This window comes from Vibrio sp. 2134-1 (assembly GCF_033339495.1).
The window spans coordinates 123,723-136,007 of record NZ_JAWOUS010000010.1; the positions used below are offsets into that span (position 1 = coordinate 123,723).

The 12,285-nt window shown below is 46.6% G+C and carries 7 protein-coding genes; 2 read left to right on the forward strand and 5 right to left on the reverse strand.

Annotated features, from left to right (window positions below; translation table 11 throughout):
• The first annotated feature begins 302 nt into the window (after positions 1-302).
• The gene (gene sstT / locus R7R78_RS13230; RefSeq protein ID WP_213869934.1) at positions 303-1,520 is read left to right on the forward strand and encodes a serine/threonine transporter SstT; all 1,218 of its coding nucleotides are present in this window, start codon (positions 303-305) and stop codon (positions 1,518-1,520) included.
• 65 nt (positions 1,521-1,585) lie between these two features.
• On the opposite strand, the gene pdxY is transcribed toward sstT, so the two are convergent.
• The 3 genes from pdxY to R7R78_RS13245 form a co-directional block, all read right to left on the reverse strand.
• Entirely contained in the window at positions 1,586-2,455 is an 870-nt protein-coding gene (gene pdxY / locus R7R78_RS13235; RefSeq protein WP_042522192.1) for a pyridoxal kinase PdxY, read from the reverse strand.
• A 101-nt stretch (positions 2,456-2,556) separates the two neighbouring features.
• Positions 2,557-2,745 carry an AbrB/MazE/SpoVT family DNA-binding domain-containing protein gene (locus R7R78_RS13240; protein WP_005374817.1) on the reverse strand — a complete coding sequence of 63 codons (189 nt, stop codon included), beginning with the start codon at positions 2,743-2,745 and terminating at the stop codon, positions 2,557-2,559.
• A gap of 140 nt (positions 2,746-2,885) precedes the next feature.
• Positions 2,886-4,082 (reverse strand): tetratricopeptide repeat protein, encoded by a 1,197-nt coding sequence (locus R7R78_RS13245; protein ID WP_042522199.1) that lies wholly within the window; start codon positions 4,080-4,082, stop codon positions 2,886-2,888.
• 546 nt (positions 4,083-4,628) lie between these two features.
• Here R7R78_RS13245 and pulA point away from each other — a divergent pair.
• Positions 4,629-8,618: a pullulanase-type alpha-1,6-glucosidase gene (gene pulA, locus R7R78_RS13250; protein ID WP_225473760.1), complete on the forward strand. Its 3,990-nt coding sequence runs from the start codon at positions 4,629-4,631 to the stop codon at positions 8,616-8,618.
• Positions 8,619-8,717: 99 nt separating this feature from the next.
• Here pulA and R7R78_RS13255 read toward each other — a convergent pair whose 3' ends face one another.
• Both R7R78_RS13255 and R7R78_RS13260 read right to left on the reverse strand, forming a co-directional pair.
• Positions 8,718-10,334 carry an endonuclease gene (locus tag R7R78_RS13255; protein WP_225473762.1) on the reverse strand — a complete coding sequence of 539 codons (1,617 nt, stop codon included), beginning with the start codon at positions 10,332-10,334 and terminating at the stop codon, positions 8,718-8,720.
• A 331-nt stretch (positions 10,335-10,665) separates the two neighbouring features.
• Positions 10,666-12,279 carry an alpha-amylase family glycosyl hydrolase gene (locus R7R78_RS13260; RefSeq protein ID WP_225473765.1) on the reverse strand — a complete coding sequence of 538 codons (1,614 nt, stop codon included), beginning with the start codon at positions 12,277-12,279 and terminating at the stop codon, positions 10,666-10,668.
• Between the last annotated feature and the right edge of the window lie 6 nt (positions 12,280-12,285).

The following is a 12,285-nucleotide window of genomic DNA, read 5'->3' on the forward strand; positions in this document are numbered from 1 at the left end:
ACAACTTTATTAAAAACCATTACTCATAACTAATGATAATTTTCAACATAAAAATCTTATTTAAATAACATTGAGCAAACATTTAATCCAAAAACAAACTAAAACTAGACACAAAATATTACCAAGCTAAGATATGTGATATTCAGCAAGAAAATGGCTGAATTTATAAAAACAGGATAATTGATAATCATGTGTCTTAGTGACCAGAAGCAATGCTCACCCCTTGTAATATAAGGGCATTATCGCCGTGTAATGATGGACTATTGCCCTGCCACTCTGGCATAAAATTGCAGGAATGATGTATGCAACACAACAGCCTCGTTGCCCGATATGCTCGTGGTAACCTCGTCGTCCAGATCCTTGTCGGTATCGTCTTTGGTATTTTGCTCGCGACAATTTCTCCAAGCCATGCCGAAAGCGCGGGATTAATTGGTAGCCTTTTTGTCGGTGCGCTTAAAGCGATCGCGCCAATCCTTGTGTTTATTTTGGTTGCCGCTTCAATTGCAAACCAAAAGAAAAACCAACACACTTACATGCGCCCAATCGTTGTACTGTACCTGATGGGTACATTCTTCGCGGCGCTATCAGCAGTGGTTCTAAGCTTCCTTTTCCCGACCAATTTAACGCTTGTCACCGGCGCTGAAGGTGCAACGCCTCCTCAAGGTATTGCTGAAATTCTACGCACATTGTTGTTTAAACTGGTCGACAACCCAGTAAATGCACTAGTAGAAGCAAACTACATCGGCATTCTTGCTTGGGGTGTGGGTCTGGGTCTTGCACTACACCACGCATCGGCAACAACGAAGGCCGTATTTGAAGATCTAAGCCACAGCGTGTCTCACATTGTGCGCTTTATCATTCGTCTTGCACCATTTGGTATCTTTGGCTTGGTTGCTTCAACGTTTGCGACAACGGGCTTTAGCGCACTAGCAAGCTACGCACACCTTCTGGCGGTTCTTCTTGGCGCAATGATGATCATCGCACTCGTTGTAAACCCAGCGATCGTGTTCGCTAAAACCAAACAAAACCCTTACCCACTTGTATTCCGTTGTCTACGTGAAAGTGGTGTAACTGCGTTCTTCACTCGTTCAAGTGCGGCGAATATTCCAGTAAACATGGCACTATGTGAGAAGCTAAAACTGGACGAGGATACATACTCAGTATCTATCCCTCTAGGTGCGACCATCAACATGGCTGGTGCTGCAATCACTATCACAACACTAACGCTTGCAGCTGTGCACACTATGGGTATCGAAGTTGATCTACTGACTGCGCTACTTCTAAGTATTGTAGCTGCGGTTTCTGCATGCGGCGCATCAGGTGTTGCAGGTGGCTCTCTACTACTTATCCCACTTGCGTGTGGCCTGTTTGGTATCTCAAACGACGTAGCAATGCAGGTTGTAGCGGTTGGCTTCATTATCGGTGTGATTCAAGACTCTGCAGAAACTGCGCTAAACAGCTCAACAGACGTTGTCTTTACGGCAGCAGTTTGTAAATCAGAGCAGCAAAAAGCTCAGTAAGACTGACAGAACAAATAGAAAGGGGAGCCGATGATGGCTCCCCTTTTTTGTTTAATTGCGCTCAATTATGCGGTGACCAGAGCCACTTCTTCAATCGGGAAGTGTTTGCTTGGCTCAACAAACTCTTGCTGCGCCGCAATAGTTTGCAGTTCCCACTCACCCGCATGGTACGTTGCACTCAACACACCGTAACACGCGTCGTGACAATGTTGGAAAGCTTGTTTAGGAGACCAGCCTTTTAAGAGTCCCGCGGTAAAGATAGCTGAAATAAGATCGCCCACGCCAACAGGTTGTTTAGCAAACTCAAATTGAGGACGCTTCGCAAGGTAAATACCTTCTTGCGTAGCCAATAGCATGTTAAAGCTGCCATTTTCTAGGCAGTAAAGGTGCTTAACTAGCACCACTTTTGGACCTTTCTCTAGCGCACGTTGGCATGCGGTGATCGCATCGTCTAGTGAGTGGATTTCCATCTCAGCAAATTGACTTAGCTCGAATTGGTTCGGAACGATCACGTCCGCCATTGGCATCAAACGCGTTAGAAGATTTTCAGCAATGCCCGGAGCCACAATGCAGCCTTTGTCTGGCGCGCCCATCACAGGGTCGCAAACGTAAAGTGCGTTCGGGTTCGCTTGCTTCACTTTCGTCACGGTATCTTCAACAGCAAGGCACTGCTCTGCGCTACCTTGGTAGCCCGTCAATACCGCTTGGCACTTTTCCAGCGCGCCGATGTTACCAAGTCCACGAACTAACTCGCTGATGTCTTCAGCCGCAAACGCTCGCCCAGTCCAGCCTTCTTGATACTGCGTGTGGTTAGAAAATTGAACGGTATGAATCGGCCATACTTCGAAACCCATGCGTTGCATTGGGAAAACAGCACTGCTGTTACCAGCATGACCAAAAGAAACATGAGATTGTATAGAGAGGATACCTTGCATAGTACCTTACCTCTTATTGTAGTTATCGATAGTTCAAAGACAGCGGCAAGCGCCAGTTTTGCGAAACCAGTAGTGTATCCGACAAACCAAGATTCTCTAACTCAATTCTCCTCAATATCTTCAGAGTAAGTTGGAGCGTTGGTTTTCAACACCATCTTCTTAATTTCCATTTTGTCTTTATTCAGTGCGATTTCTAGGGTATCTCCTTCCCTTATCCCGAGCTGAGCCAGGATTACGCTTGGAATGACTACGGCGGTGTCGTCACCGATTTTAACAGGTTGACTTATCATCTTTCGTCCTCCAAATGTCGAAAATGAGTTTTCACGTCATTGGATGTCTAGCCTCAAATACATTAAGCTGACTTGGGTTTGGCGTAACATTTTAAAGACAAAAGAAAAGCCTCAATCTTGAGGCTTCTGGATAAGATAGGTTATGGCTGAAGGAAGTTTTGAGTGAAATCGAGCGCCTCTTTAGAGAGTTTTTTTTCGTTAGGCGATGTGCTTGCCTGGTCTTCTGCTGTTACCGTTGTCATCTTAGGCTGAAAATCTAGTGTTGATGTCTCCTCCCAAGCTTCGGAGGCGTCTTTATTCTCATCATTCAACACCGCATTGAGCTCCTCTTCCGCAGGAAAATACGCTTCGCGTTTGTACACTTTGTTAAGGGCTCGAATAATAGAGTGCTTTCTAACCATTCCTGAGGCCAGCTTTCTTTGCAACGGCTTCGCTATGGACTGCAATCCAACGACAACATCAACACCAATATTGGTTGCCACTTCATCACGCAACGTACGTGCAGGTTGGTAGCCCATATTAGCAGCAAGAAACAGCCAAACGTAAGCAATTGCATTACCCGTTTTACCTTTATCCTTCCACGCTTCGCCAGCATGATACATCGCTTTAGCACTGCCACCTTCCGCGGCCCGTTCCAGCCAGTAGCAACCTTTAACCATGCTTTTTTCTGTACCAATGCCATTTAGGTAACATAAGCCGACTTGGATTTTGCCATCCGCACTGTCTTTTTCCGCCGCTTTCATAAACCAGTAAAGCGCATCTGCACTGCGTCCTGCACTATTGTCTGGTGAAAGCTGCCATTCCCCCATATAAATCATGGCATCAATGCAGCCTTCTTCGGCGGCAGTTTCAATCAGTTGGTTACCTTTTGGGATATTTTTTTCAGTTCCTCGACCAAAGACCAAGGCCTTGCCCGTCGAAAATTTCGCTTCGGTATCCCCTTCCATTCCCGCAATTGCGGTACGCCAGAAGTTTGCCTGCTCTTTTAAAATCACATCTTCGCGCATGCGTTCACTTAAGCGAACAATGCCGTACATCCCCGTCACATTGTCCAGTTTAGCGGCTTTATCATACCAATACAGCGCTTGACGAATGTTGTCCTTTTCGGCTTCTTTCGCTAGAAATAAAATGGTGGGGATATGCCCGGTTTCTGCTTTGAACTCTCGCTCTTTACGCTCTTGCTCTCGCGCTTTATGCATCGCCTTTCGATAAGCGGCTTCGCGAGCTTTCCTCTCTGCCTCGAGTCTCTGTTTCCGCATCGACAACGAGATCATCCACACAAATATCAGGACGAGTGAAAGGCCAGTTGCCGCAATGGCAATGCCCATACTACTCATAAATAGCCTCTTTTGGTTTCAGGGCCCAATTCAACTCCCTTTCAGGGAAATCTTATGATTACGCGCCGACGTAATGCCGACTACCTTCATTATATAACGACCACTTAGCGAAAATCTGAAGCTTGCGAATACTTAATGGCGGTATTTTACTCAACATCACTGCAACTTATTTTTAAAAGAAAAATATAGCCCTCATTTTTATAGAACTTAATCACGGTTTTGGGGCTGAGACATTCTCATCCCCTATCATCCCCCCTTACTCATCCCATAAAAATTTACATTTTAATGATGTGCAGAACCTCTCACTATGCGTCTGTTTTATTATTTAATTTGTGAACAAAATCGACTGTGACAGAAAATTTTCACTTGTAAAAAACTTAACTGCCTGCTCTCACATTTTGCTGATGATTCAGTGTATTAGCATCTAATTGAACATTTCCTTTTTTGGCATCTGCCTTTCTAGCGTGTGCAAAACCTTCTTGATGATTGAGTCAGCGAAGGCAGCGCGCAGCTCAATATCAATTCAATAACAATGGATTTGTAAACGTGGACAATAAGACATTTAAATTATCAACAATTGCCAAAACCGTACTGCCTTTGATTTCCGTCGCGGTAATCAGCGGTTGTGGTAGTGATAGCACGAACGAAGATACGACGAACCCTGGCTCAGGCTTGTACCCTGCGGGAGAGAACGAAGTCGTCATTTATTACAAACGTGACGTAGCATCAGCTTCAACAGCAAGCGACTACGAAGGTTGGGGCTTGCACCTATGGAACGGTGAGGGCTGTACCAGCACAGATTTAGACGCAATGGGCATTCCGGGAACAGGAACGGATTGGTCTGCGCCACACCCATTCGATGGCATCAACGACACCTACGGTGCTTACTACGTACTGAAAATAAACCCAGACGCCTCTGACCCACACGAATGCATGAACTTCATTCTGCACAAAGGTGATGAGAAAGCGTTCGGCAGCGCAAACTCAAAAGTAGAGTTGACGAAAATCGGCGAATCGAAAGGTTTGTTTGGCTTCCACGGCAGCAGTGAACTTTACTACGAGCCAATAGAAGAGCGCCCTGTTGATATTGATGGTCAAAAAGCCCATTGGTTAGACGCCAACACCATTGCATGGGAAGCGGCGACCAGTGCGGATTCCATGAAGCTGTTCTACAGCCTTAGCAATGACATCAAAATGGATGAAGATAAGCAAATCTCTGGCGGTACAGCGGTTGAGCTGACAAAAGCTGGTGAGTTGTCTGATGGTCTGAAATCACGCTTCCGTCACCTTGCTAGCCTTCAAGCTGCGGGTATCGATGTCGATGACGCGACCTTGCGTACGATCCTGAAGTCACAAATCGTTATGGTGGCTTACAACGCAAATGGTGACGTCATTTCTGCAACTGAAGTGCAAAAACCGGGCGTTTTGGATGCGGTGTTTGCCGATTCCAAGGCAGGTAACGCGATCGGTCAAGAACTCGGTGCGATTGTGGAAGGCGGTGCCGCAACCTTCAAACTATGGGCACCAACTGCCCAAGATGTTGATCTGATAATCTACGATGAAAACTTAGCAGAAGAAGCGACCGTTGCCATGACGGAAGACCCAGCAACAGGTATCTGGGTTTCTGAGGCACAAAGCAACGTTGTCAACAAATATTATCGCTACCAAGTTAAGGTATACCACCCAACAACTGGCGTCGTTGAAACGCGTTTGGTAACAGACCCATATTCAATGAGCTTGTCTAAGAACTCACGATACTCGCAAGTGGTTGATTTAGATGATCCAAGCTTAATGCCTCAAGATTGGAAAAACTACGCACGCCCAACGGTTAAAAAAGACGAAGACCACGTCCTTTACGAGTCACACATTCGTGATTTCAGCTTTAACGACAGCAAAGGCACACCAAGTCTTGATGGCAAATATCTGGCGCTTACAGAACCTGAGCGTGAGTCTGTATCTCACTTACAAGCTTTAAAAGATGCTGGCCTAACAACGCTACATATCCTGCCTGCGTTTGATATTGCAACCGTGGATGAAGACGCTGACAAGCGAGTCGATATCACCGACACCGTGGGTAAACTTTGTGGCATCAAGCCAGAAGCCTCCATTTGTGAGACCGAAGATGACGGCAAAGTAATTGAAGAGGTATTAAATAGCTACGACCCAACAACGGGCAAAGCACAAGCGTTGATGAACGATCTTCGCATGCTAGACAGCTTCAACTGGGGTTATGACCCTTACCACTACACCGTGCCAGAAGGCAGTTATGCGACCGATCCTAACGGGTCTAAGCGTATTCTTGAGTTCCGCGAAATGGTTCAAGCGACGCATAAAATGGATCTGAAACTGGTCATGGACGTCGTGTACAACCACACAAATGCATCTGGTGTGAACGAAAAATCAGTACTGGATAAGATTGTCCCTGGGTACTACCACCGCCTAAACGTCAACACTGGCGGCGTCGAAAACTCAACCTGTTGTGATAACACCGCAACCGAGAACTTGATGATGGGTAAACTAATGGTTGACTCATTGATGGTATGGGCGGATGACTATAAAGTCGATGGTTTCCGTTTTGACCTTATGGGCCACCAGCCGAAAGATGTGATGGTTTACGCACTTGAAAAAGTCCGTGAAATTGACCCGAATACCTTGTTCTACGGCGAAGGTTGGGACTTTGGTGAAGTCGCGCAAAACGCTCGCTTCGATCAGGCGACACAAGTCAACATGGCGGGGACAGAAATCGGTACTTTCTCTGATCGTCTGCGTGACGCAGTTCGTGGCGGAAGCCCGTTTGATGGCGGTGTAGATTCTGAAGGTAAGCACCCACTTCGCTTTAACCAAGGCTTTGGTAACGCCGCTTATCCTAACGAAGAAACCAAAACTGACGCAGAGTCGGTGAATGGTCGTTTACACAACCAAGATCTGGTTCGTCTAGGTATGGCTGGTAACTTGGCTGATTACATCCTTCTTGATTACAAAGGCGAAACCAAACTGGGTAAGAACGTTGATTACAATGGTGCGCCTGCAGGCTACACAAAAGTGCCATCAGAGAACATCTCTTACGTGTCTAAGCACGACAACCAAACATTGTGGGATAACAACGCCTACAAGATTGCGACAGGCACTTCATCTGCCGAGCGTGCACGTATGCAGTCTGTGTCCCTATCAACGGTGATGCTTGGTCAAGGCATTCCATTTATCCACATGGGTTCTGAGCTATTGCGCTCTAAATCTATGCAGCGCGACTCGTACGATTCTGGTGACTGGTTCAACCGTGTATTCTTCGACGGAAGCGACAATAACTGGAACGTTGGTCTACCACGTGAAGACAAAGACGGTGCAAACTGGGAGCTGATCAAAACCATCGTTGGTGACAGCACGGCGAAACCAGATTCAACCGACATCGAGCTGACTAAGCAACAATTCCTAGAGCTACTAAAAATCCGTAGCACAAGCGAACTGTTCCGCCTAGATACCGCGCAAGAAGTGATGAACCGTGTGGACTTCCGCAACGTAGGGAAAGACCAAGTGGAAGGCTTGATTGTGATGTCTATCGACGATGGTACATCAGCGGGTGCCGATTTAGATTCGAACTACGATGCTGTCGTGGCCGTTGTGAACTCAACATCAACTGAGAAATCTTTCAAAGTTGCTGGCGCAACTGGTTTCGAACTGCATGAAGTTCAACAAAACTCTGCGGATGACATCGTCAAAGGTGCAAGCTTCACCAATGAAACGTTCACAGTACCAGCACTGACAACAGCGGTATTCGTGCAGCCACAAAACGGCGCACAAGGTGCTGGCCTACCAGTAAACACGGACAATAAAGACGTATCGAGCATTCCTCCTTACGGCGAAACTGTGGTTTACGTCAAAGGCACCATGAACGAGTGGTCAGATAGCAGTGACTGGGCGATGACCTTTATTGGCAACGGCATGTACTCTGTAACTGGCGTTCTTGAAGCAGGTGAACACGAGTTCAAATTTGCGGACTCAGGATGGGCAAATCCAAACATCGGTTGTGATGCTGCGGATTTGGCTTCTGGCTCACTAGACTTAGGCTCTGCGGGGAACTGTACGTTGTCTGTCGCTGAAACTGGTAAGTACAACTTCACTCTGAACGCGTTACATGCTCAAGATGAAAGCGTAGAAAAACCTGTCGTTTCAGTGACGAAGTCAGCAGATGCACCGACGTTCGGTGAAACAGCACTTTACCTACGTGGCACTATCACCACATGGGACACTCCAGCGCAAGACTCAACTGCGAAGTTCAGCTATGTAGCAAATGACGTTTACTCGCTAGACATTGACCTAGCGGCGGGCAACTACGAGATGAAAGTTGCGAGCGCAGACTGGGCAGCAGACACCAACTTCGGTGGCGAAGGCAGTGTTGAGCTTGGTAAAGCGCTAACGATGGAAGTCGGTGGCGGTAGTGCAAACCTGAAAATTGCGATTGCAGAAGCAGGAAATTACAACTTCCACTTCAACGCGGCTGACAAGTCGGCGCCAATCGTGACGGTAACGAAAAACTAGTTTCATTTAAAAACATCCGTAATAAAAAAGGGGAAGCATCACGCTTCCCCTTTGTTTTGTTGGCGTCACTAAATGGTGGATACCAAAATCAAGAAGGTATTAGTTTCCCCAAATCTGTTCAACAAACTCAGGATGATCAATGAATGGATTACGATTGCCCTGAAAATCAAACACTTGTTGATTGCGGTTTTGTTCTTTTTCACTAACAGGATCATTTTTGTGCCAACGTTTCAGCATGTTTAACATCCAAGGTTCAAAAACCGTTGAACTTGAACCATCAAGGACAGCATCCGCATTGCTTGAATTGCCTTCCCAGTTACCTACAACATTTTCATAGCGGGTTGCCATGTAGAAATAAGCACGAGCAAAGTCGCCTTTAAACTCATCGATCGGCTCAAACACCGTACCGGAATAACCTAGGCCTGTGCTTGCTTGACCAAGTTTAGAACCATTACTAGACACGTACGTCGCGGTGCCCACTTCACCAAATGGCCAGTTACTGCGCTTCGCATTCACATAGCCATCGGTCGCAAACAAATGGTGACCATCTGAGTTCATCGGTTCAACTTTACCGCCAAACCAGCTTTTCGGGAACGAGTGTTCACGGTTGTAGCAATCCCCTTCTTGGCTATATTGACCACATTGGTCTGTCACTTTCGTGAAGCTGATAGCATCACTGCCCGCAGGTTTCTCTGAATACATATCGAGAATAGAGCCATCATTTTCGTAATAGCGATCAATATCAGCATCTTTTACCAAGGTCCACACCGCAGAATAACCTCGGCTAGTGTGGTTGTTGATGATGTTAAACAGCGCCGTTTTTAGAGCGTAGCCCGTCTTGCCAGACGCCGCTTGGTAGTAACCATCAACCACTGGTGGGGTCGTGGTTGAGCCACCTAACGTAAAGTCGGTGGTTTCGCTTTTCGCAAATTCAGCGCCAGAGGCAAGCGTATTATCCCCCACCTTCAACGCGTAAGACCCCGAACCATTGCTACAGCAAATGCCGTCGCCATAGCTGTCTTGAATCGTAAATTGGTAGTTACCATCGGCCAAACACATGGTCTTTTCAACAGTGGTTGACGACTCATACCCCTGACCAGAGAAAAGCACTTGCGCTTGGCTATTTTTCAACTCCCAGCTAGTTTCTGAGCCATAGTTGTCCGTCGTGAGTGTAAGAAGCACTTCATGATCACTACAGCTTTCTACAGGAGGTTGTGTACTTGTCTCGGTCGGTTGAAAATTATCGACGTAGACAACTTCTGAGCCATCAAACCCGGCCTCGTCATAAAAACGCAACCCGACATTGATGGTCTTGTTCGAACTCGCAGTATAGTTATGCGCCAGCTCTTGCCACTGGTTTACCTGCTGCGGATCTGAGTAATTGTGATAACCATCAACCACCAGACGTGCTTTTACATTTCCTTCGGTGTGATAAACCGAGACAGAAAACGGATAGGTTTTCCCTTGCTCCACATTAATGGTTTGCAAAAGGTCAGTGTTGCTTTGGGTACCTGTATTCACGACGACTTGAGCAGCCAGGCCGCCCGATTTGATTTGTTCGCTGCTTGGCGACACCGCGATGCCAGCGTCAATCACTGACCACTGCGTAGGTACATTGCCATTCCACTGTTCAAAGTCACCGTTGATAATTTGGCTATATGCAAACGGAGAGCTAACAGCAGCAAGGAGACAGAGGGAGTTCGTTATGGATTTCATTATACTTTTCCATTAGTTATATAAATCCCAGACACGATAAACATATTAGTGGGGCATAAATAATCCTTCAGTCACATTTTTACGTTGCACAAGTGTTAATTTACTTTTTAATGTGCAGCTTATCTCACAAATATCCATCTGTTGAAAACAAACGCCAATACAAAAAGCGAAGCAACTTGTTGGCTACATCGTCGTAAAACCATTAAGGGAAAAGTAAAACAGACAGAAAAAAGCCAAGTGTGCGCCTATGGGGGTCAGCAACAACACTTGGCTTGTTTATAAGAAAGCTTGTGGTCAGCTCAACTGGTGAGCATCAATTCAGGATAATTCCTTAAGGTTTTACCGCAAAGAATCGTCCTTGTAGTGGCGACATCAGAATCTGATATTGACCATTACTCGGAGTAATTTTTTCATTCGTGAGCAAATCCACCAACTCACCAGTACCAACACTCTCCTGAGTAAGAGTGACGCTTCTAGCGCTCTCTAAGGTATTTAGCGCAAACAAGACTTTGTCCGAACCAGATTGTTTCAAGTCCACATAACTGCCGTTACTCGCAACTAAATTCGTGCGTGACCCCTGATAAAGTGCAGGATGCGCATCGCGCATTGTCATCAACGATGTCACATAAGCTTTGAGATCGGCTTGGTTTGCATCAAGCGTCGCCGTCACGCCTTCAATTTTCGCACTGCTGCGCGCAACGTGATCATCGCACAAACCTTGAATGGCACAGGTGCTGTTGTCTTCTTTTGCGGCAAAACCATCCACTTGATCCCCGATTTCATCACCGTAGTACAACGTGATTGGCCCGGTGTACGCCGCTTGGAAAGCAAACGCGGCTTTATGGCGTAACCAATATTCCACATCATTCACATCCGCCAAGTTTCCACGCTGTAACAAGTCACCAAAGCGCACTAAATCATGGTTGCCGATCATCAAATTCGGCTGCGCATGTGTTGGATATTGGTTGTGTGTGCTGTAACCGTTGTCTAGCCAATCCACACCGCGACCACCCACGCCACTCTCATTCACGGCCAAAGTTTCAACGATGCGATAGCGCATAGGAAAATCAAATGCAGAGCACAGTGCTGGATCGCTGTTCGATCCATACGCCTCATTCGCGATCTCAGACTCCCCTTTCCAAATCTCTGCCACCATATAGCCCAACGGATTCACTTGTTCGCCTTTGCTATTGGTGTACGTCACACTTTGTGAGGCTTCATCGACGGCTTTACGAAGTTGTGTCCAAGCGTCTGTCGGAACTTGATAGGCTTGATCTAAACGCCAGCCGTCAATCTTCAGTTCTTTGATCCAATACGTTGCCACTTCTTTGTAGAAATCGAGACTGGCCGGGTAATCAACGGGATTGCTCGATCCCGATGGCAACAAACCGGAGGGAGATGGTTTGATCAAACCATCTTTGTGATGACCAAATACACCATCAAAAAACACGTATAAGCCGCGTTTGTGTGCTTCCTCGACCAAGGTTCTCGCCGTTTCTAAATCACCAAAACGTGGATCAATGGTGAAGTAATCCGTTGCAAAGTAGCCCGTGGCATCCAGACGATCGGCCCAGTGTTCTTGGCCCGCTATCGCTTCCGATTCAAAAACTGGCGTCAACCAAATCGCGTTCATCCCTAAATCTTGGATGTAATCGAGTGAATCAATCACTCCTTGCAAATCGCCGTTATGATGGCTGGTGCCATAACCTGTACCGTGACCAATGCTCGCATCACCATCCACAAAACTCTCTACCATGATTTGATAAGTACGAAGTTGGTTACTTTGCGCCATGACATTGGCTTGGCAAGCATAACTGGTATCCGGTAGCGGAGTGCTGCTATTAGTGTCGCCACCACCAGAAGAATTACACGCAGATAAAGCACCAATCACACTTAACGCAAGCAACGATCGAGACAGGCGATGGTTACGTAGGATATTACGCATTTTATT

Excerpts from the sequence above, each read along its gene's own strand:
- pdxY (WP_042522192.1), bottom strand. The coding sequence starts at position 2,455 with ATGCAAGGTATCCTCTCTATACAATCTCATGTTTCTTTTGGTCATGCT.
- R7R78_RS13255 (WP_225473762.1), bottom strand. The coding sequence starts at position 10,334 with ATGAAATCCATAACGAACTCCCTCTGTCTCCTTGCTGCTGTTAGCTCT.
- R7R78_RS13240 (WP_005374817.1), bottom strand. The coding sequence starts at position 2,745 with ATGATAAGTCAACCTGTTAAAATCGGTGACGACACCGCCGTAGTCATT.
- sstT (WP_213869934.1), top strand. The coding sequence starts at position 303 with ATGCAACACAACAGCCTCGTTGCCCGATATGCTCGTGGTAACCTCGTC.
- R7R78_RS13245 (WP_042522199.1), bottom strand. The coding sequence starts at position 4,082 with ATGAGTAGTATGGGCATTGCCATTGCGGCAACTGGCCTTTCACTCGTC.
- R7R78_RS13260 (WP_225473765.1), bottom strand. The coding sequence starts at position 12,279 with ATGCGTAATATCCTACGTAACCATCGCCTGTCTCGATCGTTGCTTGCG.